We start from the raw sequence: 23,833 nt of genomic DNA, 5'->3' as shown, positions 1-23,833 counted from the left end.
GCCCCACCCCGTACGGGGTGGGGCGGCGGGCCCGTGCGCCGAGGACGGGGGCGGCTCAGGCCGCCGTGCCGGCGTCCCGCGCCCGCGCCCGGTGCGCGCGCGCCAAGTCGTCCCGGGCCTCCAGGACCAGGCGGCGCAGGGCCGGCGCCGCGTCCGCGTGGTCGCGCAGCCAGGCGTCGGCCGCCGCCAGCGGCTCAGGCCCGTCCTGCAGCGAGGGGAACAGCCCCCGCACGATGAGCACCCCGATCTGGATCGACCGCTCCTCCCACACCCGCTCGATCACGTCGAAGTACTTCGCAGCGTACGGCGCGGTCAACTCCCGCTGCGACCCCTGCGCGAACCCGGCGATCGTCGCCTCCACCAGCGCGTTCGACAACTGGTCGGACTCCACCACCTGGGCCCAGGCCTGGGCCTTCACCGCCTCCGACGGCCGCGCCGCCAGGCACCGCACCTGGTGCCGCTTGCCCGAGGCGGTGTCGTCCCGGGCCAGCTCGGCCGCGATCCGCTCCTCGTCCGCGACGCCGTACGCGGCCAGCGGCTCCAGGAACGTCCAGCGCAACTCCTGGTCCATGTCGAGCCCGTCGACCCGGGCCGGGCCGTCCAGCAGCGACTCCAGCAGCTGAAGGTCGGCCTGGTCGGCGGCGACCGAGGCGAAGAACCGCGCCCATGTGAGCTGGGAGGACCCGCCCGGTTCGGCCGCCCGCAGCTCCGCCAGCGCGCCCTGCGCCAGCGCCCGCCCGGCCTCCTCGCGGTGCGCCGGGTCGACGTAGTGCGTCAGCGCCGTCCGCGTCCAGGCGTGCAGCATCTGCAGGACGCCGATGTCGCTCTCGCGCCCCGCGTGCTCCAGCACCAGGGTGAGGAAGTCCCGGGCGGGCATCAGCGCGTCCCGGGTCATGTTCCACAGCGCCGACCAGCACAGCGCGCGGGCCAGCGGGTCGGTGAGGTCGCCGAGCCGGGTCCGCAGCGTCGCCAGCGAGTTCTCGTCGAACCGGACCTTGCAGTACGTCAGGTCGTCGTCGTTGACCAGGACCAGGTCCGGCGCCTGGGCCCCGGCCAGCTCGGTGACGACGGTGCGCGCCCCGGTCACGTCCAGCTCGGCGCGGGCGTACCGCACCAGCGCGCCCTCGACACCGTCCAGCCGGTAGAGGCCCACCGCGACCCGGTGCGGCCGCAGCTCCGGGTGGGAGGCGGCGGCCTCCTGGGCGACGGCCAGCTCGGTGATCCGGTTCTGCGCGTCGAGGGTCAGCTCGGGGGTGAGCGCGTTGACCCCGGCCGTCTGGAGCCACGCCTTCGACCAGCCCGCGAGGTCGCGCCCGGAGGTCTCCGCCAGCACCGCCAGCAGGTCGGCGAGGGTGGTGTTGCCGTAGGCGTGGCGCTGGAAGTAGCGGCGGCTACCCTCCAGGAAGGCGTCCCGGCCGACGTAGGCGACGAGCTGCTTGAGGACCGAGGCGCCCTTGGCGTAGGTGATGCCGTCGAAGTTGAGCTTGGCGTCCTGGAGGTCGCGGATGTCGGCGGTGACGGGGTGGGTGGAGGGGAGCTGGTCGGCGCGGTAGGCCCACGCCTTGCGGTTGTTGGCGAAGGTGGTCCAGCCGTTGGTGAAGCGCGTCGCCTCGACCAGCGCGAAGCTGCCCATGAAGTCGGCGAAGGACTCCTTCAGCCACAGGTCGTCCCACCACTTCATGGTGACCAGGTCGCCGAACCACATGTGCGCCATCTCGTGCAGGATGGTGGTGGCCCGCCGCTCGTACGAGGCGGCGGTGACCTTGCCCCGGTAGATGTACTCCTCGCGGAAGGTCACCATCCCCGGGTTCTCCATCGCGCCGAGGTTGTACTCGGGCACGAACGCCTGGTCGTACTTGCCGAACGGGTACGGGTAGCCGAAGTGGTCGTGGAAGAAGTCCAGGCCCTGCCTGGTGACGAGGAAGACGTCGTCGGCGTCGAAGAACGGCGCCAGTCCCTTGCGGCACATCGCGCCGAGCGGGATCCGCAGCTCGGAGCCGTCGGGGAGGGTCCGCCGGTAGTCGTCGGTGACGTAGTGGTAGGGCCCGGCCACCACGCAGGTGATGTACGTCGAGATGGGCTCGGTCTCGGCGAACCGCCACACCCCGTCGGCGTCCCGCTCGCCCGCGCCGTTGGACCAGACCCGCCACGCGTCGGGAGCGGTCACCGAGAAGCGGTAGCGGCCCTTCAGGTCGGGCTGCTCGAAGTTGGCGTAGACGCGGCGGGCGTCGGCCGGCTCGTACTGCGTGTAGAGGTAGACCTCGCCGTCCTCCGGGTCGACGAAGCGGTGCATGCCCTCGCCGGTGCGGCTGTACGCGCACTGCGCGTCGACCACCAGGGTGTTCTCGGCCTCCAGGCCGTCCAGCGCGATCCGGGTGCCGTCGAAGACCTCCGCCGGGTCCAGGCTCCGGCCGTTGAGCGTCACCGCCGTCACCGAGGGGGCGATCAGGTCCACGAAGGTGGCGGCGCCCGGCTTCCGCCCGGCGAACCGGACGGTGGTCACCGACCGGAAGGTGCGCGGCCCGTCCCCCTCCGCCTCGCCGAGCGCCGAGCGCAGGTCGAGTGCGACGTCGTAGGACTCGACGGCGACCAGGGCGGCCCGCTCGCGGGCCTCTTCTCGGGTCAGGTTCTCTCCGGGCACGGCGGTACTCCTTCGTGGCGCATTTCGACACGCAGATCCTGTCACGGGCGGTTCGCGGGACCACCCGTGACGCCGGGGAATGGACCCGGCCTCCCGGCGGTTGCCGCTCGCGTACGGCTCCGAGGGGATGCCTTCGCCGTCCCGTCCGACACCTGAGGGAGAGACATGACCGACCCGCAGCAGCCCACCGAGGTCACCGCCGACTTCTGGTTCGACCCGCTCTGCCCCTGGGCCTGGATGACGTCCCGCTGGATGCTGGAGGTCGAGAAGGTCCGGCCCGTCCGCGTCCGCTGGAACGTCATGAGCCTCGCCGTCCTCAACGAGGACCGCCTCGACGAACTCCCCGAGAGCTACCGGGAGCTCCTGCAGCAGGCGTGGGGCCCGGTACGTGTCGTCATCGCCGCCCAGCAGCTGCACGGCGCCGAGGTCGCGGGCCCGCTCTACACCGCCCTCGGCACCCGCTACCACAACCAGCAGCAGCCGAAGGACCGCGCCACCCTGGTCGCCGCCCTCGAAGAGGCCGGCCTCCCCGCCGACCTCGCCGACTACGCGGAGAAGGACACCTACGACGCCGAACTGCGCGCCTCGCACGCCGAGGGCATCACCAAGGTCGGCCAGGACGTCGGCACCCCGGTCATCGCCGTCCCCGGCGCCGACGGCGAGGAGGTCGCCTTCTTCGGCCCCGTCGTCACCCCCGCCCCCAAGGGCGAGCAGGCCGCCGCCCTCTGGGACGGCACCCTGCTGGTCGCTTCAGTCCCCGGCTTCTACGAGCTGAAGCGCACCCGGACCGCCGAGCCCAGCTTCGACTGACCCCCGCCCGGCAGGGCCCGCCCGGCCACGGGGCGGGCCCCGCCAGGAACCGACGAGGAGGCGGCGGCGGAGATACCCGCCTACGCGGGCATCGCGGCGGACCATCGGGTACCCCCGACCGCATGGCCCCGTACTGGCCCTCCCCGACGCCCTCCCGAACCGCCTGAAGGAGCGCCTCCTGACCGAGCTCGTCGGCTCGGCCTTCCACATCCAGCGCACATACGGCCCGGCCGGCGTTTGCGGCCGTCTTGTACGGGCGGGTGGGGCGCCACGCCCACCACCTCCAGCCCGGCCGGCGTTTGAGGCCGTCTTGTGCCGGCGGGTGGGGTGCCACGTTCGCCATCCCCAGCCCGGCCGGCGTTTGAGGCCGTCTTGTACGGGCGGGTGGGGCGCCATGTCCACCATCCCCAGCCCGGCCGGCGTTTGAGGCCATCGTGAACCGGCACGGAAAGGCCCCTGTGAGTCACGTCCTCACAGGGGCCTTCCCTTCATCCGCCCGCCAGGCGAAGGTTGAGAAGACGATCACGAGGCGGGCCGCTCAGAGAACCCGCTCCTCAGGGAGCGAGAAGCACATTGACCCGCTCCTTGGCCGCGGCATAGCGCCGAGCGACGTCCTGCCAGTTGACGACCCGCCACATCGCCTCGATGAAGTCCACCTTCTGGTTCTTGTACTGCAGGTAGAAGGCGTGCTCCCAGGCGTCGAAGACCAGGATCGGCGTGGACCCCTGCCCGACATTGCCCTGGTGGTCGTAGATCTGCTCGACGATCAGGCGGCCGGAGAGCGGCTCGTAGGCGAGGACGCCCCAGCCGGAGCCCTGGGTGGTCGCCGCGGCCTTGGTGAGCTGCGCCTTGAACCCGGCGAAGGAGCCGAAGGAGTCGCGGATCGCGTCGGCCAGATCGCCCACGCCGTCCTCCGCCAGCGGCTCGCCCCCGCCGTCGCCCGTCATGTTGTGCCAGTAGATCGAGTGCAGGATGTGGCCGGAGAGGTTGAAGGCGAGGCTCTTCTCCAGGCCCGTCACCGCCCCCCACTGGTCCTTGTCCCGGGCCTCCGCGAGCTGCTCCAGCGTGTCGTTGGCGCCCTTGACGTAGGCCGCGTGGTGCTTGTCGTGGTGCAGCTCGATGATCGCGGGGCTGATGACGGGTTCGAGCGCCGCGTAGTCGTAAGGGAGTTCAGGAAGCGTGTAGACGGACAAGACGTATTCCCTCCGGACTGCAATTGCGACTGACTTGCAAGTGCACGCTATCAACAACAGATCACTCTCGCGCGTCCACGGCGGTGCCTACGACAAAAGGACCCCCGCCCCCGGGTCCCGGGGCGGGGGTCCTGCCGTGCTGCTGAGGGTGCGGGGTCAGTCCTTGCCGACCCCGGCGGGCGCCGCGCCGCGCGAGCGCTGGAGGAGGTACCCGGCGACGGCCAGCGCCACCGTGAGGCCACCGGTCGACAGGAGCTGGACGCGGGTGCCCGGCTCCATCGCCATCAGGACGAAGACCCCCACCATCGCGGCGAGCGCCACCCAGGTCAGCCCCGGGAAGAGCCACATCCGCACCACCAGCCGCTCCGGCGCCTCCCGCTCGGTGCGCCGGCGCAGCACGAGCTGCGAGGCGGCGGTGAAGAACCAGACCACCAGGATGACCGCGCCGATCATGTTGAGCAGCCAGGCGAAGACGTCGTCCGGGCGCCAGTAGCTGAGCAGCACGCAGGCGAAGCCGAAGACCGACGAGGCCAGCACCGCGATCCGCGGCACCCCGCCGTAGACCTGGCCGAGTTTCCTCGGGCCCTGGCCGCGGGCCACCAGCGAGCAGGCCATCCGGGAGGCGCCGTACACGTTGGCGTTCATCGCCGAGAGCAGCGCGATCAGCACGACCACGTTCATGATCTGGCCCGAGCCGGGGATGCCCAGGTGGTCCAGGGTCGCCACGTACGGGCCCTTCTCGGCCACCGCCGGGTCGTCCCACGGCACCAGGGTGACGATGACCGCCATCGAGCCGACGTAGAAGATCCCGATCCGCCACATGGCCGTCCGCACCGCCTTCGCGACGCCCCGCACCGGCTGCTCCGACTCGGCCGCCGCGATGGTGACCGTCTCCAGGCCGCCGTACGCGAAGACCGAGGCGAGCAGGCCGATGATCAGCCCCTCGGTGCCGTTGGGCAGGAAGCCGCCCTCGCCGGTGAGGTGGGCGGTGCCCGGCGCCTCGCTGCCCGGCAGCATGCCGAGGATCGCCAGCGCGCCGATGACGAGGAAGGCGATGATGGCCACCACCTTCAGCGTGGCGAACCAGAACTCGAACTCCCCGAAGTTCTTCACCGCCGCCAGGTTGGTGCCGCAGAAGACCACCATGAAGAGGGCCACCCAGGCCCACTCCGGGGTCCCCGGCAGCCAGCCCGTCATGATCTCGGCCGCGCCGATGCCTTCCAGGCCCACCGCCACGCAGAGCAGGAACCAGAAGGCCCACCCCGAGGTGAACCCGGCCCACGGGCCGATCGCCCGCTCGGCGTGGACGGAGAACGACCCGGAGGCCGGGTTGGCGGCCGACATCTCGCCGAGCATCCGCATGACCAGCATCACCAGCAGGCCGGAGGCCGCGTAGGCGACGACGATCGAGGGCCCCGCGGCGGCGATGCCCGCACCCGAGCCGACGAAGAGGCCGGCGCCGATGACGCCGCCGAGGGCGATCATCGACAGATGGCGCTGCTTCAGCCCGTTCCCCAGGGCGGAACCGGTGTCGGACGCCTGGACGCCGTCGGGCCGCTGGTCGGCGCCCGACGTGTCCCCAGGAGTGAGGGTTGTCCGAGTCATGGTCGTATCGGTCCAGTACGTGAGACGACGGTGAAGTCCCTCAGTCTGCGGGCACCGTCCGGTCACGCAAAGATCGCGACCGTTATCCGGACACTTCCCTCACCTGGCGTGAACACCCGCGCACAGGGGCGGTGCACTCCGCACACACTCCGGGCCGCGTACGCCTCACCCGGCGCACACCGCCTCGCCGCGCCGCAGCCGCCACTCCCGCACCCCGGCCACCAGCAGCACCAGCGCCGCCGCCCCCGAGGACCAGAGCAGCTGCGGCCGGGCGGTGTCGTCGAAGAGCATCAGCGCGAAGACCGCCGCCATCGCCACCAGCGCCGCCCAGGTCAGCCACGGGTACCCCCACATCCGCAGCACCAGCCGCTCCGGCGCCTCCCGCTCGATCAGCCGCCGCAGCCGCAGCTGCGAGACGGCGATCAGCGCCCACACGAAGATCAGCACCGCGCCCACCGCGTTGAGCATGTAGAGGAAGACGGAGTCCGGCCACTTCAGATTGAGCAGCACCGAGACGAACCCGAACGCCACCGAGGCCAGCACCGCCCGCCTGGGCACCCCGCCCGGCGCCACCTTCAGCAGCGAGCGCGGCGCCTCCCCGCGCTCCGCCAGCGAGAAGACCATCCGCGAGGAGCCGTACAGGTTGGCGTTGAGTGCCGACAGCAGCGCCACGAAGACCACGATGTTCATGATCTGGCCCGCCGAGGGGATGCCGATCCCGTCCAGCACCGCGACGTACGGGCTCAGCCCCGGCCGCATCGCCGTCCACGGCAGCAGCGTCACGATGACCAGCATCGAGCCCACGTAGAAGAAGAGGATGCGGTAGACCGCGCTGCGCACCGCGCGCGCCACCGAGCGCGCCGGGTCGTCCGACTCGGCCGCCGCGATCGTCACGACCTCCAGGCCGCCGAAGGCGAAGACCACGGCCAGCACCCCGGAGACCACGCCCGACCAGCCGTTGGGCAGGAAACCGCCGTCGCCCGACAGATGGGCCAGCCCCACCGGCTCCGTCTCGGGCAGCCACCCGAGGATCGCCAGCACACCCAGCACCAGGAAGAGGACGATCGCGCCGACCTTCAGCGCCGCGAACCAGAACTCGAACTCGCCGAAGTGCTTCACCGCCGCAAGGTTGGCCCCGGTGAAGACCAGCATGAACAGCAGCACCCACGCCCACTGCGGCACCGACGGCACCCAGCCGTTGGCGATCTGCGCGGCGCCGGTCGCCTCCACCGCCAGCACCACCACCAGCAGGAACCAGTACAGCCACCCCACGCTGAACCCGGCCCATCGCCCGAGCGCCCGCTCCGCGTGCACCGAGAACGAGCCCGAGGCGGGCATCGCCGCCGACATCTCCCCGAGCATCCGCATCACCAGCATCGCCAGCGAGCCCGCGATCAGGTACGACACCACGATCCCCGGCCCCGCCACCGCGATGCCCGCGCCCGACCCCACGAACAGGCCCGCGCCGATCACTCCGCCCAGCCCCAGCATGGTCAGGTGCCGCTGCTTCAGGCCGTGGCCGAGCGGCTCTCCGGCGTCGAAGGGGTCCCTGGCCGTGGTGGCGCTGGTGGCGCCAGGGTCGGCGGGGCTCGCGGGGGAGTCGTGCATGGCGGTGCTCACTGCTTCGTCGTGCCCGCGGGCCGGGCGGGAGGCCTGCCCGTGCGCGGGGAGTGGGGGGACGTGTCCCGAGGCTTCCGGGTGCGGGCGGGCGCCCTTCCCGGAATTGGCGGGACCCTACAGTCTCCCCACCCCGTGGGCCCGGCGGCAACGCGGTAAAGCCGCCGCACGGGGCCGAGTGAGCAGCATCACGCCCTCGCGGGTGTACAAGCGGACCTTTGTGCGGAGTCCACCAACGGCCCAACCGGCGCTTTGTCGGCGGCTGCTGGTGATCGGGCGGGCGCACTGGGATAGCGTCGGCCTGTCCTCAGCCGTCCCACGCGCTGTCCCAGCCCTCACCCTCGGGGAGCCCCGATGAGCACTGCCGCCGCCTCCATCCGCCCGGGTCAGGTCCTCGCCGACCTGCTGCCCGCCTCCACCGTCCCGAAGGCCCGTCTGCGCGACGCCGCCCTCGTCACCGGCGGGGCCGCTCTCACCGGGCTGGCGGCGCAGATCGTCCTGCCCGTCCCCGGCTCGCCGGTCCCCGTCACCGGGCAGACCTTCGCCGCGCTCCTCGTCGGCACCGCCCTCGGCGCGGGGCGCGGCTTCGCCTCGCTCGCCCTGTACGCCCTCGTCGGCATGGCCGGGGTGCCCTGGTTCGCCGAGGGGACCTCGGGCTTCACGATGCCGTCCTTCGGGTACGTCCTCGGGATGCTCCTCGCGGCCACCGTGGTCGGCGCCCTGGCCCGGCGCGGGGCCGACCGGTCCGTGGCGCGCACGGCCGGGCTCATGGTGCTGGGCTCCGCCCTCATCTACGCCGTCGGGGTGCCCTACCTCGCCCTCTCCACCGGCATGACCCTCACCTCCGCGGTCGCCGCGGGGCTCGTCCCCTTCCTCATCGGCGACGCCCTCAAGGCCGCCCTCGCCATGGGGGCCCTCCCCGCCGCTTGGCGCCTCTCCCGCTGACCCGCCTCATGTGCCGGCTGGGCTCTTCCTTCGCCTGGCCGTGGGCCGGCTCCCCTGCTGGCCTCAAGCGCCGGCCGGGCTGTCTTTTGGCTCGGCCGCGGCTCGACCGTGCCGGTCAGGGATGGCCTCAAGCGCCGGCCGGGCTCTGGGGTGGGTGCGGTTCGTCTTGACCGTGCCGGTCCGAGATGGCCTCAAGCGCCGGCCGGGCTCGGGGTTCGCGGTTTGTCCGCCGGGTGGCGCGGGCGGGGCCGCACCGGTGTACCTCCTCACAGACTGACGAGGCCGGAGCCAGTCGCATCATTCAGGCTCCTCACGTCAGTCTGCTGCGGGGGCACCCCGGCCCGTCCCCGCCCTCCCGTCTCGTCGGCGGCCAACCGCCGGTGGCGGGCGGGGCCGTCCCCCAGCACTCTCTCGTCCCACACTGACCACTCGGTGGTCGTACGCACGCACACGAAGCGGGCGGTGGTCCCACCACCGCCCGCTTCGTGTGCGTGGTCCCGACCCCGGCCAGCGGCCACTGTCCCGAAACCGACACCCCCCGTCCCTATGGCGGATCGAGCAATAGGGGACGGTCTCGCCACCACCGGGTGGCAGTCGCGTACGAGACCGTGGGGTGGGGACGGGCCGGGGTGCCCCCGCAGCAGACTGACGGGATCAGCCCGAGCTGAAGACGTGCTCCCACCTCGTCAGTCTGTGAGGAGGTACACCGGTGCGGGGGCGCGCCCCCCCCCCCCCCCCCCCCACACGACAAACCACCCCAAACCCGCCCCCCACCAAAACAACCGGACCCCAAAAAAAACCACACAGCGGGGGGGGGGGGGCCCCCCTTTTCTGAGTGCGGGTTCCTGCCGTCTCTTACGACGTGCCCCCCCCTCTTTTTTTTTTTTGGTGTTACCCGGGGGCGCCCCCACCCCACCCACCCACCGGACCAACCGCGAACCCCCGGCAGGGCCGTCACTCAAAACCATCGGCAACTGAAAGCCCCCCCCAGCCCGGCCGGCGCTTGAGGCCATCTTGGACCGGCACGGTCAAGCGGCGCCCAGCCACACCCCAGCCCGGCCGGCGGTTGAGGCCAATCAGTGACCGGCGCGGCCAAGCGGCGCCCAGCCACACCCCAGCCCGGCCGGCGCTTGAGGCCATCTTGGATCGGCGCGGTCAAGCGGCGCCTAGCCACACCCCAGCCCGGCCGGCGCTTGAGGCCAATCAGTGACCGGCACGGTCGAGACGGCGCGCGCCAAGACTCAGCCCGGCCGGCGCCTGAGGCCAAAAAAGGGCCCCGGGCCCACAAGGGGACCCGGGGCGAGGGGACCCCGGGGCTCAGCCCCGGGCCCCCCGGTGCTTCACAAGGGAGACCACGACAACAACCACAGCCACCAGCAAAGACAACCCCATCTGCGTACGCCCGGCCTCATCGAAGAGCATGTACCCGATGACAAAGACGATCCCCGCGATCGTCACCCAGGTGAGGTAGGGGAAGAGCCACATCCGCACCACCAGCTTCTCCGGCGTCTCACGAGAGATCACCTCTCGCAGCCGCAGCTGCGAGAAGCAGATGACGAGCCAGACGAACAACGCCACCGCTCCGGAGGAGTTGAGCAGGAACTGGAACACCGTCTCAGGCCACTGGTAGTTGAACCACACCGCGGCGAACCCGAACACGACCGACCCGAGGATGGCCGCCTGCGGCACCCCGCGCGCGTTGACCCGGGCGAACGCCGAAGGCGCGTCCCCGCGCTTCCCCAGCGAGAAGGCCATGCGCGAGGCCGTGTAGAGCCCGGAGTTGAGACAGGAGAGCACCGCGGTGAGCACGATGACGTTCATGATCTGCCCGGCGTGCGGGATCCCGATCGAGTCGAGCGCGGCCACGTACGACCCGTCCTCGACGATCGACTTGGAGTCCCACGGCAGCAGCGCCACGACGACGAAGATCGAGCCGAGGTAGAAGACGGCGATCCGCCAGATCACGCTGTTGGTCGCCTTGCGTACGGCACGCTGCGGGTCGGCCGACTCACCGGCGGCCAGCGTGACGATCTCGCTCCCCATGAAGGAGAAGACGACCATCAGCACCCCGGTGAGGATCGACCCGGCCCCGTTGGGCAGGAACCCGCCGTGTGCCGTGAGGTTGGCGAACCCGGCGCCCGGGTTGTCCGAGCCGGGCAGCGCCCCGAAGACGGCGAGCACGCCGATGAGGACGAACGCCGCGATGGCCACGACCTTGATCCCGGCGAACCAGAACTCGAACTCCCCGTAGGAGGCGACCGAGGCGAGGTTGGTGCCGGTGAGGACCACCATCACGATCAGCGCCCAGCCCCATTGGGGGACGGCCGGTATCCACCCGTTGAGGATGACGGCCCCGGCGGTCGCCTCCACGGCGAGCACCACGACCCAGAAGAACCAGTAGAGCCAGCCGATGGAGAACCCGGCCCAGCGGCCGAGCGCCATGTCGGCGTAGGCGGAGAAGGAGCCGGAGGAGGGCCGGGCGGCGGCCATCTCCCCGAGCATGCGCATCACCAGGACGACCATGAGGCCGACGATGGCGTACGAGACGAGGATGGCGGGTCCGGCGGCGGCGATGCCCGCGCTGGATCCGACGAAGAGCCCCGCGCCGATGACACCGCCGATGGCGATCATCGACAGGTGGCGGTTCTTGAGTCCGGCCTGGAGGCCGTCGCTCCCCTGTCCGTCACCCGCGTCGCCCGGGGTGGGGGCGGTGGGTTCGTGGGGGAGGTCTTCCACCTTCGCAAGTGGGGGCTGCGAGGTCATGCGCCTTGTTCCTTTGCTCTCGGGTTCCGAGCTGAGGCAATGAATCCACAAGAATCCACAGCGCGGAACCCCTGATTCCGTTTTGTTCCGTCGCGCGACGTGACCAGGCGCCCGCCTCAGGGACCGTGAGCCCAGTCCTCCCAGGGGCTACCGCTGCCGGAAAGGAGGGATGTGGAACAGATCACACCTCGGGCCGGCGTGGAACGAATCACGGCCTCCGGGCGTATCACGGCCGCATGCCGGGTCACCGGCGTGACCTCGTGGTGCCGGACGGAGCATCCACGGGGCGGCGCTCAGCGGCGGCCGCCCGCCGTGGACCCGGAATCAGCTACCCCGCCCCGGGCATGCCACACTCCCCTCATGCGCGTGTACCTCGGCTCCGACCATGCCGGCTACGAACTCAAGAACCACCTCGTCGACTGGCTGAAGGCGAACGGCCACGACCCGGTGGACTGCGGCCCCCACATCTACGACGCCGCCGACGACTACCCGCCGTTCTGCCTGCGGGCGGCCGAGCGGGCCGCCGCCGACGCCGACTCGCTCGGCGTCGTCATCGGCGGCTCGGGCAACGGCGAGCAGATCGCCGCCAACAAGGTCAAGGGCGTCCGCTGCGCCCTCGCCTGGAGCAAGGAGACCGCCGCCCTCGGCCGCGAGCACAACAACGCCAACGTCGTCTCCGTCGGCGCCCGGATGCACACCCAGGACGAGGCCACCGCCTTCGTCGCCGCCTTCCTGGCGACCCCGTACTCCGGCGACGAGCGCCACACCCGCCGCATCGACATGCTCTCCGCCTACGAGACCACCGGCGAGCTCCCCCCGATCCCGGCCCACCACCCCCAGCAGAACGCCTGATGCCCGAAGGGCACACCCTGCACCGGTTGGCCGCCGACCACCAGGAGTGGTTCGGCGGCCGGCCGGTACGCGTCTCCAGCCCCCAGGGCCGCTTCGCCGCCTCCGCCGCCCTGCTGGACGGAGCGGTGCTCGCCGGAGCCGAGGCGCACGGCAAGCACCTCTTCCTCGACTTCGCCGACCACGGCTGGATCCACATCCACCTCGGCCTCTTCGGCAAGGTCGCCCGGGGCACGGGCGACCCGCCGCCGCCCACCGGCACCATCCGGCTCCGGCTCACCGCCGAGAACGCCTGGTCGGACCTGCGCGGCCCGACCGCCTGCACCCTCCTCACCGACGAGGGCAAGCAGGCCGTCCACGACCGCCTCGGCCCCGACCCGCTGCGCGCCGACGACGGCCCTGACGCGGCCTGGCGCCGGGTGTCCCGCTCCCGCACCACCGTGGCCGCCCTGCTCATGGACCAGAAGGTGGTCGCGGGCGTCGGCAACGTCTACCGGGCCGAAGTCCTCTTCCGGCACGGCGTCGACCCGTACACCCCGGGCAACCGCCTGGACCGCGCCACCTGGGAAACCCTCTGGCACGACCTGGCGGAGCTGATGCGCGAGGGCGTGCGGAACGACCGGATCGACACGGTCCGCCCCGAGCACGCCCCCGAGGCGATGGGCCGCCCGCCCCGCGTCGACGACCACGGCGGCGAGGTCTACGTCTACCGCCGCGACGGGCGCCCCTGCCTGGTCTGCGGCGAGCGGATCCGTACCGCCTCACTCGCCGCCCGCAACCTCTTCTGGTGCCCCCACTGCCAGACGGGCACCACCGCCCAGCAGCCTCAGAAGCCGTGCGGCAGCCAGGGCGCCACGTCGGAGCCGAACGCCGTCGACGTACTCGCCAGCGCCCCCGGCCGCAGCTCCCGCACCCGCCCGGCCGCCGCCAGCCCGCTCAACGGCACCCCGCCGAGGTAGGCCGCGCCCAGCTCCCGTACCGACAGCGCCAGGTCGGGCTCGGCGCCGGTGCGTTCGCAGGCGGCGCCCTCGGCGTCCGCGGTCAGCCGCCAACGCCCCTCATTCCAGGGGCAGAACGCGTCGCTCACCTCGAACACCACGTCCAACGGCGTGCGGTAGGACCGCTGCTGGAGGGCCGCGCCCACGTCGACCAGCCGCACCTGGAGTTCGTCCCGCAGCCGCGGCACGCAGCGCCGGATGTCGCTCACCAGGTACTGCCAGGCGTCGTCCACCGGCCGGTTCGGCAGCTTCACCGTCCGCATCAGGTCCATCCCGCACAGATAGCGCAGCAGCGCCGCGTACACCGCCGGGTCCGGCGCCTCCAGGTCCTGGACCACCACGGACCCGTCGGGCCCGCTCAACGCCCAGGCCGGCTGGGTGCGGTAGCGGGTGTACCCCACCACCTCGCCGTCCCGCTCGGCCAGCACGCACTGGAGCGGCGAGCCGCCCTTCCGCTCGCCGGGCGGGTCGAGGACCCCCTGCTCCTCCCACCCCGGCGCCCGCGCGATCATCCCCGGCCGCCCGGCCACCTGCCGCGCGTACACCTCCTCGCAGACCTTCAGCGCCTCCCGCGGGTCGGCCCGTCGCAGCACGACCCCGTCCGTCCCCTCCGGCACCGCCAGCCGCACCTGCGCCGTGTCGATCTCGACGCCCACCTTCATCGAGGCGATCCCGTAGCCGAAACGCCCGTAGATCTCCGGCTCGGAGGCGGTCAGCACCGTCAGCGCCTCACCGCGGGCCCGTACGTCGTCGAGCTGGCGGCGCATCATCGTCGTCAGGATGCCGCGGCGCCGGTGCGTGGGCGCCACCCCGACCATCGTCACGCCCCCCGCCGGGACCAGCCGCCCGCCGGGCACCGAGACCCGGAAGGAGAACGCCCCCGCCGTGCCCACGATCTCCGTCTCGTCCCACACCGCCAACGACCGCTCGGGCTCGGTCAGCCGCCTGTACAGCGCCCGCTCCTCGGGATCCTCCGCCACACCGCCGAACGCCAACTCCAGCAGGCCGTACCACTGGTCCCAGTCCTCGGCCCGCAATACCTCTGCACCAGATGTCATACGCCATCCCTACCAGCGACGACGGGACACGGCGAGGCGTTTTTGCTCCGCCCGGAGCAGGGGACAAGAGGGACCTCCCGTGCGAAGTGACAGCCCGGCTCGGTAAGGTCCCGAACAATGGCACAAGCAAGGGCGGCAGCAGAGACGACCCGGGCCCGGATGCGCAAGCGCTGGCACCGGGCCCGCACCGGCATGCGCAGATCCGCCGTCGACTACTTCCGCGGCGACGGCTCCGACTGGGTCGCCTTCGCAGGTCTCTTCCTGACCGTCCCCGCCATCGCCGCCGGAACCATCGTCGGACCCGAGTGGTGCGACCCCGCAGCCCTGGTCCTCCCGGTCATCGCCGGCGGCCTCGTCCTGCGCCCCGCCACCCTCCTGCTCCTCTACGCCTCGGCCACCGCGGCCCTGGTCGTGGAGTCGCTGGTGCTCGGCAGCGGCCCGACCTCCTCGGTCCCGGTCGGCGTCACCCCCGGCACCGTGCTGACGGTCGCCGCGGCCGGGCTCTTCGGCCTGGTCATCGCCCAGTTCCGCAGCCGGGTCGGGGTGCCCTGGCGGCGCGGCGGCACCATGCTCTTCGACCTGCGCGAGCGCATCCGGGTGCAGAGCCGCCTGCCCCATCTGCCCTCGGGCTGGCACCACGAGATGGCGCTGCGCCCGGCGGGCGGCCAGTCGTTCTCCGGGGACTTCGTCGTCGCCGCCCGAACCCACGGCGGCCGCACCCTCGAAGTGGTCCTCACCGACGTCTCCGGCAAGGGCATGGACGCCGGTTCACGCGCCCTGCTCCTCTCCGGCGCCTTCGGCGGCCTCCTCGGCTCCCTGCCCCCGCACGCCTTCCTCCCCGCCGCCAACGGCTACCTGCTCCGCCAGGAGTGGGACGAGGGCTTCGCCACCTCCATCCACCTCGTCCTCGACCTGGACTCCGGCGACTACGAGCTGTTCTCCGCCGGGCACCTCCCCGCCGTCCAGCTCCACTCCGGCACCGGCCAGTGGGAGGAGAAGGCCGCCGAAGGCCCGCTCCTCGGTGTCTACGACGGCTGCCAGTTCGACCCGGTGAAGGGCTCCCTCGCCCCCGGCGACGTCCTCATGCTCTACACCGACGGCCTGGTGGAGACCTCCGGCCGCGACCTCTCCGAGGGCATCGACCGCCTCACCGGCGAGGCCGACCGCTACGTCCCCGGCGGCTTCGAGGGCGCCGCCTGGCACCTCATCGAAGCAGTGGCCAAAGACGTCAACGACGACCGAGCCCTCCTCCTCCTCTGCCGCGCCCCCAACTGACCCCTACGTCCCCCTGCACGCCACCCGCCCGCCCCCGACCGCCCGCCCGGCCCCGCCCAGCGTGCGGCAACCGCTCCCGACATCGCACGGCGGATCACCGGGCTCGTAAAGCTCTCCCGGACTCCCGGACTCCCGGCCTCGTACGGCCGCCGCCCCCGGGCTCGCGCCGACATCCGATCGACCGCAAACTCCAGCATGGAGTGCCACCGCGCTCCCACCGTCCAGCCCGGCCGGCGTTTGAGGCCACCCTTCAGCCTGGCCGGCGTTTGAGGCCATCTGTGACCGGAAGGCGGACCGCCACCGCCCCCCACTGCCAGCCCGGCCGGCGCTTGAGGCCAGCCCCCGCCCGGCCCGGTCAAGCCCAGCCACCCCCAGCCCAGCAAGCGCCGCAGGCACCCCGCAGGCACCCCGCAGGCCCGCCCCCCGAAGGGAACGGGCCTGTGTGAGGACGGGATACCGAAGGGTGTCAGACAGACGCCCGCTCAGGCACCGAGGACCCCGACGCCCCCGCGTCGTCCTCCCCCGCCTCCGAAGCCTTCGGCTTCCCCCCTGGCAGCACCCGCGCCAGCCACTCACTGCGACCGGCGGCCAGCGGCGCCATGATCGCGAGCACCAGTACGTACCCCGCGATGAAGGGCGAGAGCCGGGAGTCGAGCCCGGCCGCCGCCGCCATCGTGGCGAGGATCAGCGCGAACTCACCGCGCGCCAGCAGCGTGGTGGCGATGTTGGCGGCGGGCTGCGCGTCGAACCGGTAGATCCGCGCCGCGGTGATACCCGAGATCACGTTCATGGAAAGCGTGAGGACCACGGCGATCAGCACCGGCCACACGACGCCCGGCAGGTCGCCCGGGTTGATGGAGAGTCCGAAGACGAAGAAGAAGATGGCACCGAACGCGTCCCGCAGCGGATGGACCAGTTTGAGGATGCGCTTGCCGGAGGTGGTGGACCCGAGCATCAGACCGACCATGAAGGCGCCGATGGCGTCGGCCACGCCGAACCACTCGGAGACGCCGGCCATCAGCACCGCCGCACCGAGGAAGGAGATGGTCAGGATCTCGTCGTCAGGTGTGCTGATGAGCCGCCCGACGACGCGCGTGCCGTAGCGGGCGACGAGCGCCAGCGCGATCAGGAAGCCGAACGCTTTGCCACCGTCGATCAGGGCGGTGCTCAGGCTGTCCGCACCCGACAGGATGGGCTGGAGCGCCGCGAGGTAGAGCGCGATGAAGACGTCCTCGACGACGATGATGCCGAGGATCGGTTTGGTCTCCGGATTACCGAGGCGGCCCGTGTCGACCAGGATCTTGGTGACGATGGCCGAGGAGGAGAACCCGAGGACACCGGCGAGGACCAGCGCCTCCGAGACCCCCCACCCGAGGGCGAAGCCGAAGCCGAGGCCGGCGCCGACGTTCAGTGCGAGATAGATCCCGCCGGCGAGGGCCATGTTGCGCCCACCGGCTTTGAGGTCGTCGATGTGGAACTCAAGACCGAGATAGAAGAGCAGCAGCACCAGGCCGAGGGCCGAGAGCATCTCCAGGTCGTGCGGGTCGGAGACGAGCACGACTCCGGGGGTGTGGGGGCCGAGCAGAATGCCGGCCAGGATGAACAGCGGAATGGTCGGCAACCCGATACGGCCGCCGAGGCGTGCCAGCACAGCCGCGGCGACAAAGGCACCGCCCATGGCTATCAGCGTTTCTGCGTGTCCGATGAGCCCGTCCTCCTTCTTGAGTCAAGGGGGCGTCAAGGAATCGTCAATACTTAGCTTACCAAAGCATTACCTCTGCTCGGGGGCGACTGTGAGCAGCGCGACACAGTTCATCAACTCCCTGTGATCAAAGGCGAGTTGGTCTCTCCAGTGGGGCCCTGGGGCGGCTGCGGCATCGCGCGCGCGGGGGGCGGGCCCGCGTAGGGGAAAGGCGGAAGCCCGGCCGAGGAGTGGAGAACTCCCCGACCGGGCTCCCGGACGTTCCGTCACCGGCCCCGGCCGGACCCCCTGGGGCCGGCGGAGCGGCGGGTCAGCGGATGGCCGATCCCGACTTGGCGCGCTCCCGCGCCAGCTCGGTCGCGTCCCGCTTGAAGGCCCAGCTCATCTTCGGCTCCATCGCGAAGCGGAAGACGCGCTGCACCGGTGGTGTGCAGAGCACGGTCACGATCGCACCGGCGATCAGCGTCACGCCGATCATGCCGAGCGGTGTGCGCACCCAGTCGTACGTCTCGTACCAGCCCCAGAAGCGCGACCCCTTGGCGAGGAAGCCGTGCAGCAGGTAGCCGTAGAGCGTGCCCGCGCCGAGCGCGGTGAACCACATGTGGCGGCGCGGCACCCAGGCGAAGAAGCAGAGGGTCAGCACCATCGAGCAGCCGAAGAGGGCCAGGGTCATGACGATCCCCACCCACCAGGCGAAGCCCATCTCCTGGGCGCTGTCGCGGTGGTAGAACCACGCCGACGACATGCGCGGCGCGGCCCAGTAGCCGACCAGCAGGGCGGTGGCGAAGACCGGTAGTGCCAGCAGCCGGACCTCGCGGCGCCGCATCATCTGGAAGTGCTCGGGCTTGAGGACCAGGCCGACCACGAAGAACGGCAGGAACTGCAGGACCCGCTGGAGGTCCAGGTCGTCGCCGATGTCGGGGGAGACCGAGGCGAGCAGCGCGACGGCCAGCGCCAGCGGCACCGGCCACCGGACGATCTTCCACAGCGGCGTGGTGAGCCGCCACACGAACAGCGCGACCAGGAACCAGGTGAGGTACCACGGGTCGAGCAGGCTGATCGGATGGGTCGGATCGTCGTCGGCCCAGCGCTTGAAGAGGCTGTACGCGGCCTCGAAGAGGACGTACGGCACGGCGACGCCCGTGACGAGGCGCTGGAGCCGGTCCTTGCGCATGTCGAAACTGCGCGAGAAGTAGCCGGAGATCACGATGAACGCCGGCATGTGGAAGGCGTAGACGACCATGTACAGGGCTTCGGCGGCCCGGCTGTCGCTGGTGAGCGGCTGCCAGGCGTGGCCCATCGCGACCAGCACGATCGCGAGGTACTTGGCGTTGTCGAAGAAGGGGTCCCGCGGCTTGGCGGGCTGTGAGGCTGCGGCGGGAGGTCTCTCAGGACCGGTGGGCCGCTCCTGTGACGTGTGGGAGGGCCGTGGAGCCGTCATGCCGTCCGCCGGGTCCTGAACCGGGGGCAGCGGCTGACTGTGGTGGCCGTGCGGACGCAGCGAGTTCGTCACCAGGCGCCCTGCCCGAGTTCGGGGGAGACGCGCCATGACCTCACTGCACGGGTGGGGGTCGGGGCGGTGGGGAACATTTTCAGCACCCTAGCGTCGGGGGAACGGGTTCGTAAAACCACGTGGTTCATTCGTGGTGTGGCCCTCGTGTACCCCCGATAGGGCGAAGTCTTCCTCCCCGTCCCGATACCGGACGCCGGGGCACGGGACAAGGTGAAAGGTGCCGGAGTGTCCAGATGTAAAGGGGCCATTCACCTGCCGGAGAGGTGCCGCTCACCCGTCTGACCTGCGCCTGCGCCGCTCCTGGTCCAAGTGGACGGCGGCGGTGCGGTGGGTGGTTGGCGGTGGCCGGTGAAGCGTGGCGCCGGGCGCGGGAATTCCGCGGTGGCCCGTTCGCCATCTGTCGGCTATTTCACAGAGTGTGTTCGCCGGGTGAGCGATCGGGTCCGGAATTCGAATTCCTTGCGGAGGGCACGTGAGCGTTCGTGGCGGAGGGGAAACGATCAAGCCGAATTCGGTGTCCGCGTAATGCCCTGGGCACCCGGAACCGGTACGCCGGTCCGGAGGGTCGCCACCCCGCCACCGGCGCACTCTCCGCGCAGGTCGCGGCGGCGGCCCACCGGGTGTGGCCGAGGCCATGGCCGACGTTGCGTCACCAGCCGCATGAAGAAGGGCTGTTGGTGGCACGATGGTCCTGGCGAGGGGTGCGCGCGGTGTGTGTCACCCGGGCCGGGAGAGCGGACCGACGCGAAGGTGTGATCAGTTGTGGCCATTTCACTGTCCGTGGTGGTGCTGTTGGCGATCGTCATGGTCGTCCTCATCCGGGGCGGCTCACTCAAGGCGGGCCCCGCCGTGGTGGCCATCCTGTTCGGCTTCTTCCTCGCCTCCAGCGGCATGGCCCCGGCGATCCAGCGCGTCCTCGACTCGATAGCGCAGACGGTCAGCGGCATCAGCTTCTGAGGCGCGGCGCCCACCCGCGCTCCGGCGCGTGCCCGGCCACCCCGCCCGCCGGGTGCGCGCCCGCACGCTTCCCGCGCCCCTCGAACGACTCCGGTTCCCCGCGTCTACGCGCCTGTCCCGGCACCGGACCACGGAAACGCCGAAGGGCCCGGCAGATCGAATCTGCCGGGCCCTTCGGCGTCGCTGGAGCGGGCGACGGGAATCGAACCCGCGTAGCTAGTTTGGAAGACTAGGGCTCTACCATTGAGCTACGCCCGCACGTCGCGCACCGCCGGTCACCGACCGGGGTACGCAGAGCATGTTAGCCGGTCACCGGCCCGGCGCGCACACCCCTCGCTCGCACTCCCCGCGCCCCCGTGATCGCGGGCGCCGGCGGGCCACGGGGCATGTACCCTACGTGTCGCACCGACGGGGTGTGGCGCAGCTTGGTAGCGCGTCCGCTTTGGGAGCGGAAGGTCGTCGGTTCGAATCCGGCCACCCCGACCACCTGCAAGATCGCGTTGGGGGTCTCCTCCGCCACACGGTTACTATGCAAAGTGCGAGCCCGTGTGTCCGCGTGCCTCTGTGCGTGTCCGCGGCGGGCTCGATCCGCCGGCATTCCTCCGCCACCCCGTGTGCGCGGTGTCGGCAGAACCCCCAGAAGTCAGCCATCAAGGAGACCGAACCGTGAAGAGCGCCGTGGAGACCCTGAACCCGACCCGGGTTCGGCTCACTGTCGAGGTGCCCTTCGAGGAGCTCAAGGACAGCCTCGACGCGGCGTACAAGAAGATCAACCAGCAGGTCACGGTGAAGGGCTTCCGTAAGGGCAAGATCCCGGCCCGAGTCATCGACCAGCGGTTCGGACGCGGCGCCGTGCTGGAGGAGGCCGTCAACGACGCGCTCCCGAAGTTCTACACCGAAGCGGTCAACGAGGGTGAGCTGAACGTCCTCGGCCAGCCCGAGGTCGACATCACCGAGCTGAAGGACGGCGAGCTGCTGGCCTTCACCGCCGAGGTCGACATCCGCCCCGAGATCGAGATCCCGGACTACTCCGGCATCGAGGTCGAGGTGGACCCGGTCGAGGTCACCGACGAGGACGTCGACAAGGCCGTGGAGGAGCTGCGTGAGCGCTTCGCCTCCACCGCGCCCGTCGAGCGCCCCGCCGAGGACGGCGACGTCGTCACCCTCGACCTGGAGGCCAAGGTCGACGGGGAGGTGCTGGAGGACGGGCTCGCGTCCGACGTCTCCTACACCATCGGCTCCGGCGAACTGCTCGACGGCATCGACGAGGCCGTGAAGGGCCTGGAGGCCGGTGGCGAGGCCACCTTCGCCTCCGAGCTCAAGGGCGGCTCGGCGGCCGGCAAGGAGGCTGAGATCACGGTCAAGGTCTCCAAGGTCGCCAAGCGCGAACTCCCCGAGCTGGACGACGACTTCGCCCAGCTCGCCAGCGAGTTCGACACGCTGGAGGAGGTGCGCGCGGACAGCCGCAAGCGCCTGGAGAACATGAAGCAGTACGACCAGGCCACCCAGGCCCAGGAGCGCGTCCTGGACGCCCTGCTGGAGCTGGCGGAGGTGCCGATCCCCGAGAAGCTTCTCGAGGACGAGGTCAACACCCGCAAGCACAACCTGGAGCACCACCAGCTCGGCCAGATGGGCCTCGACCTCGACAAGTACCTGGAGATCCAGGGCAAGACCGCCGAGGAGTTCGACGCCGAGACGCGCGAGCAGGCCGTCAAGGGCATCAAGACCCAGTTCATCCTCGACGAGCTGGTCAACAAGGAGAAGCTCAACGTCGACCAGGAGGAGCTCACCGAGCACCTCATGCGGCGCGCTGCTTCCTCCGGCATGTCCCCCGACCAGTTCGCCCAGGCCGTCGTCGAAGGCGGCCAGGTCCCGATGCTGGTCGGCGAGGTCGCCCGCGGCAAGGCGCTCGCCGTCGTGGTCGAGGCCGTCACGGTCAAGGACACCAACGGCGAGGTCATCGACCTCTCGGACGACGAGGACGAGGCGGCCGAGGCCACCGAGACCGCTGAGCAGGCCGAGGGCGACGACGCCGCCGCCGAGGCCAAGGCTGACAGCGACAAGTAAGCACCTTCGGGCAGGACGGCCCCGCACCGCCGTCCCCGAGCGCCGGACCGGCTGATTCCCTCAGCCGGTCCGGCGCTCGCGTTCCCGGACCTCCGCGAGGCCCCGCCGCCCGCCGCGCGGCGGGGCCCGCAGACGGCTCCCCGCGGGCCCGGGCGGTGCCGCGCTCCGCGGTCGGAGGCCGCCCCCGGGCCGGGCCGCGGCGGGGAGGGCCGACGTGCCCGCCGGACGGCCCCGCCCGTACCGGCCGAAGAGGCCCCCGGGGCGCCGGACCTGCGCTCACAGCGAACAGTTCCGAATGCGGGATGGCCCGCGACGGCCCGCGCGTTAGGGTCCATGAATAACGAGGGCTGGGGAGTCCCCTCATATCGCCGCCCAAACGGCGGGCGCGGGCCCCCGCGCCCCGTCAGAAGACGTGAGACGGCCCGGCGCCGTCGTAAGACGAGCAGGTGGATACGTGACGAATCTGATGCCCTCCGCCGCCGGCGACCCCTCCATCGGTGGTGGCCTCGGCGACCAGGTCTACAACCGGCTGCTCGGTGAGCGGATCATCTTCCTCGGCCAGCCCGTGGACGACGACATCGCCAACAAGATCACCGCGCAGCTCCTGCTCCTTGCCAGCGACCCTGACAAGGACATCAACCTCTACATCAACAGCCCCGGCGGTTCGATCAGCGCCGGCATGGCGATCTACGACACCATGCAGTTCATCAAGAACGACGTGGTCACCATCGCCATGGGTCTGGCCGCCTCGATGGGCCAGTTCCTGCTGAGCGCCGGCACCCCCGGCAAGCGCTTCGCCCTGCCGAACGCCGAAATCCTGATCCACCAGCCGTCCGCCGGTCTGGCCGGTTCCGCCTCGGACATCAAGATCCACGCGGAGCGGCTGCTGCACACCAAGAAGCGGATGGCCGAGCTGACCGCCTTCCACACCGGCCAGAGCGTCGAGCAGATCACCCGGGACTCGGACCGCGACCGCTGGTTCTCCGCCGACGAGGCCAGGGAGTACGGCCTGATCGACGAGGTCATCGCCTCCGCGGCCAACGTGCCCGGCGGCGGCGGCACCGGCGCCTGATCAGCCCTTTACCGGTACCCAGGCCGATTCCAGACCACTGCTCATCACCAGGACGGTGAACACCCAGATGAACAACTTCCCCGGCAGCGGCGCGTACGGCGCCGACGGCGAATACGCGGGCCCGCGTGCCGAGTCCCGTTACATCGTTCCGCGGTTCGTCGAGCGCACGTCGCAGGGCGTGCGGGAGTACGACCCGTACGCGAAGCTCTTCGAGGAGCGCGTGATCTTCCTCGGCGTGCAGATCGACGACGCGTCGGCCAACGACGTGATGGCGCAGCTCCTGTGCCTGGAGTCGATCGACCCCGACCGGGACATCTCGATCTACATCAACAGCCCCGGCGGCTCGTTCACGGCGCTCACGGCGATCTACGACACGATGCAGTTCGTGAAGCCCGAAATCCAGACGGTCTGCATGGGCCAGGCGGCCTCCGCCGCCGCCGTGCTGCTGGCCGCCGGTTCGCCGGGCAAGCGCATGGCGCTGCCCAACGCCCGCGTGCTGATCCACCAGCCGTACAGTGAGACCGGGCGTGGCCAGGTCTCCGACCTGGAGATCGCGGCCAACGAAATCCTCCGTATGCGTTCGCAGTTGGAGGAGATGCTGGCCAAGCATTCGACGACGCCGCTGGACAAGATCCGCGACGACATCGAGCGCGACAAGATCCTCACGGCCGAGGACGCCCTCTCCTACGGTCTGATCGACCAGATCGTCTCGACCCGGAAGCTCAGCGCCGGAGTCTGAGCCGAACAGGCAGCGGTTTTGTCTCCCCT

The 23,833-nt window shown here is 71.1% G+C and carries 16 protein-coding genes, 2 tRNA genes and 1 pseudogene; 10 read left to right on the top strand and 9 right to left on the bottom strand.

The genetic code is table 11. The annotated features are described in order from the left end of the window. Nucleotides 1–55 precede the first annotated feature (55 nt). Nucleotides 56–2,641: an aminopeptidase N gene (gene pepN / locus ACFWMZ_RS23515; RefSeq protein WP_383203888.1), complete on the bottom strand. Its 2,586-nt coding sequence runs from the start codon at nucleotides 2,639–2,641 to the stop codon at nucleotides 56–58. 165 nt (nucleotides 2,642–2,806) lie between these two features. Between pepN and ACFWMZ_RS23510 the strand changes: the two genes are divergently transcribed. Further along, nucleotides 2,807–3,451 (top strand): DsbA family protein, encoded by a 645-nt coding sequence (locus ACFWMZ_RS23510; RefSeq protein WP_383178883.1) that lies wholly within the window; start codon nucleotides 2,807–2,809, stop codon nucleotides 3,449–3,451. Between the two features lie 554 nt (nucleotides 3,452–4,005). On the opposite strand, the gene ACFWMZ_RS23505 is transcribed toward ACFWMZ_RS23510, so the two are convergent. The 3 genes from ACFWMZ_RS23505 to ACFWMZ_RS23495 all read right to left on the bottom strand — a co-directional run bounded on the left by ACFWMZ_RS23505 (nucleotide 4,006) and on the right by ACFWMZ_RS23495 (nucleotide 7,857). Then, nucleotides 4,006–4,644: a superoxide dismutase gene (locus ACFWMZ_RS23505; protein ID WP_383178880.1), complete on the bottom strand. Its 639-nt coding sequence runs from the start codon at nucleotides 4,642–4,644 to the stop codon at nucleotides 4,006–4,008. Nucleotides 4,645–4,800: 156 nt separating this feature from the next. Then, nucleotides 4,801–6,249 carry an amino acid permease gene (locus ACFWMZ_RS23500; RefSeq protein WP_383203885.1) on the bottom strand — a complete coding sequence of 483 codons (1,449 nt, stop codon included), beginning with the start codon at nucleotides 6,247–6,249 and terminating at the stop codon, nucleotides 4,801–4,803. Between the two features lie 165 nt (nucleotides 6,250–6,414). Next, nucleotides 6,415–7,857 (bottom strand): amino acid permease, encoded by a 1,443-nt coding sequence (locus ACFWMZ_RS23495; protein WP_383178952.1) that lies wholly within the window; start codon nucleotides 7,855–7,857, stop codon nucleotides 6,415–6,417. Between the two features lie 363 nt (nucleotides 7,858–8,220). Between ACFWMZ_RS23495 and ACFWMZ_RS23490 the strand changes: the two genes are divergently transcribed. Continuing rightward, the gene (locus tag ACFWMZ_RS23490; protein WP_383178874.1) at nucleotides 8,221–8,811 is read left to right on the top strand and encodes a biotin transporter BioY; all 591 of its coding nucleotides are present in this window, start codon (nucleotides 8,221–8,223) and stop codon (nucleotides 8,809–8,811) included. Nucleotides 8,812–10,128: 1,317 nt separating this feature from the next. Here ACFWMZ_RS23490 and ACFWMZ_RS23485 read toward each other — a convergent pair. Next, complete coding sequence (locus tag ACFWMZ_RS23485) at nucleotides 10,129–11,574, bottom strand: amino acid permease (RefSeq protein ID WP_383203882.1); 1,446 nt, start codon at nucleotides 11,572–11,574, stop codon at nucleotides 10,129–10,131. A gap of 360 nt (nucleotides 11,575–11,934) precedes the next feature. Between ACFWMZ_RS23485 and ACFWMZ_RS23480 the strand changes: the two genes are divergently transcribed. Both ACFWMZ_RS23480 and ACFWMZ_RS23475 read left to right on the top strand, forming a co-directional pair. Continuing rightward, nucleotides 11,935–12,426: a ribose-5-phosphate isomerase gene (locus ACFWMZ_RS23480; RefSeq protein WP_383178868.1), complete on the top strand. Its 492-nt coding sequence runs from the start codon at nucleotides 11,935–11,937 to the stop codon at nucleotides 12,424–12,426. Further along, nucleotides 12,426–13,226, top strand: a pseudogene (locus tag ACFWMZ_RS23475) (Fpg/Nei family DNA glycosylase); the annotation flags it as partial. The gene ACFWMZ_RS23480 and the pseudogene ACFWMZ_RS23475, both read left to right, overlap by 1 nt. 23 nt (nucleotides 13,227–13,249) lie before the next feature. Here the strand turns inward: ACFWMZ_RS23475 and ACFWMZ_RS23470 are convergent. Next, the gene (locus ACFWMZ_RS23470; protein WP_383178865.1) at nucleotides 13,250–14,479 is read right to left on the bottom strand and encodes a GNAT family N-acetyltransferase; all 1,230 of its coding nucleotides are present in this window, start codon (nucleotides 14,477–14,479) and stop codon (nucleotides 13,250–13,252) included. A gap of 159 nt (nucleotides 14,480–14,638) precedes the next feature. Between ACFWMZ_RS23470 and ACFWMZ_RS23465 the strand changes: the two genes are divergently transcribed. After that, complete coding sequence (locus tag ACFWMZ_RS23465) at nucleotides 14,639–15,754, top strand: PP2C family protein-serine/threonine phosphatase (RefSeq protein ID WP_383203891.1); 1,116 nt, start codon at nucleotides 14,639–14,641, stop codon at nucleotides 15,752–15,754. Nucleotides 15,755–16,220: 466 nt separating this feature from the next. Here ACFWMZ_RS23465 and ACFWMZ_RS23460 read toward each other — a convergent pair whose 3' ends face one another. Further along, the gene (locus ACFWMZ_RS23460; protein ID WP_383184157.1) at nucleotides 16,221–17,432 is read right to left on the bottom strand and encodes a cation:proton antiporter; all 1,212 of its coding nucleotides are present in this window, start codon (nucleotides 17,430–17,432) and stop codon (nucleotides 16,221–16,223) included. Nucleotides 17,433–17,766: 334 nt separating this feature from the next. Continuing rightward, nucleotides 17,767–18,969: an acyltransferase family protein gene (locus tag ACFWMZ_RS23455; RefSeq protein WP_383184155.1), complete on the bottom strand. Its 1,203-nt coding sequence runs from the start codon at nucleotides 18,967–18,969 to the stop codon at nucleotides 17,767–17,769. 762 nt (nucleotides 18,970–19,731) lie between these two features. Here ACFWMZ_RS23455 and ACFWMZ_RS23450 point away from each other — a divergent pair. Further along, nucleotides 19,732–19,926, top strand: a complete 195-nt coding sequence (locus tag ACFWMZ_RS23450) for a hypothetical protein (RefSeq protein WP_003948050.1) — start codon at nucleotides 19,732–19,734, stop codon at nucleotides 19,924–19,926. 184 nt (nucleotides 19,927–20,110) lie between these two features. Here the strand turns inward: ACFWMZ_RS23450 and ACFWMZ_RS23445 are convergent. Further along, nucleotides 20,111–20,184: transfer RNA gene (locus ACFWMZ_RS23445), tRNA-Gly, on the bottom strand. Between the two features lie 151 nt (nucleotides 20,185–20,335). On the opposite strand from ACFWMZ_RS23445, the gene ACFWMZ_RS23440 reads away from it, so the two are divergent. The 4 genes from ACFWMZ_RS23440 (at nucleotide 20,336) to ACFWMZ_RS23425 (ending at nucleotide 23,804) form a co-directional block, all read left to right on the top strand. Next, a tRNA-Pro gene (locus ACFWMZ_RS23440) sits at nucleotides 20,336–20,412 on the top strand. 180 nt (nucleotides 20,413–20,592) lie between these two features. After that, nucleotides 20,593–21,993 (top strand): trigger factor, encoded by a 1,401-nt coding sequence (tig, locus tag ACFWMZ_RS23435; RefSeq protein WP_383184153.1) that lies wholly within the window; start codon nucleotides 20,593–20,595, stop codon nucleotides 21,991–21,993. A gap of 454 nt (nucleotides 21,994–22,447) precedes the next feature. Further along, nucleotides 22,448–23,065, top strand: coding sequence for an ATP-dependent Clp protease proteolytic subunit (locus ACFWMZ_RS23430; protein ID WP_277994550.1), 618 nt, complete (start codon nucleotides 22,448–22,450; stop codon nucleotides 23,063–23,065). A 67-nt stretch (nucleotides 23,066–23,132) separates the two neighbouring features. Further along, entirely contained in the window at nucleotides 23,133–23,804 is a 672-nt protein-coding gene (locus ACFWMZ_RS23425; protein WP_383183706.1) for an ATP-dependent Clp protease proteolytic subunit, read from the top strand. The last annotated feature ends 29 nt before the right edge of the window (nucleotides 23,805–23,833 follow it).

It is taken from the genome of Streptomyces sp. NPDC058373 (assembly GCF_042723275.1).
Taxonomy (GTDB): Bacteria; Actinomycetota; Actinomycetes; order Streptomycetales; family Streptomycetaceae; genus Streptomyces.
This window is presented reverse-complemented; position numbering and strand designations above follow the sequence as displayed.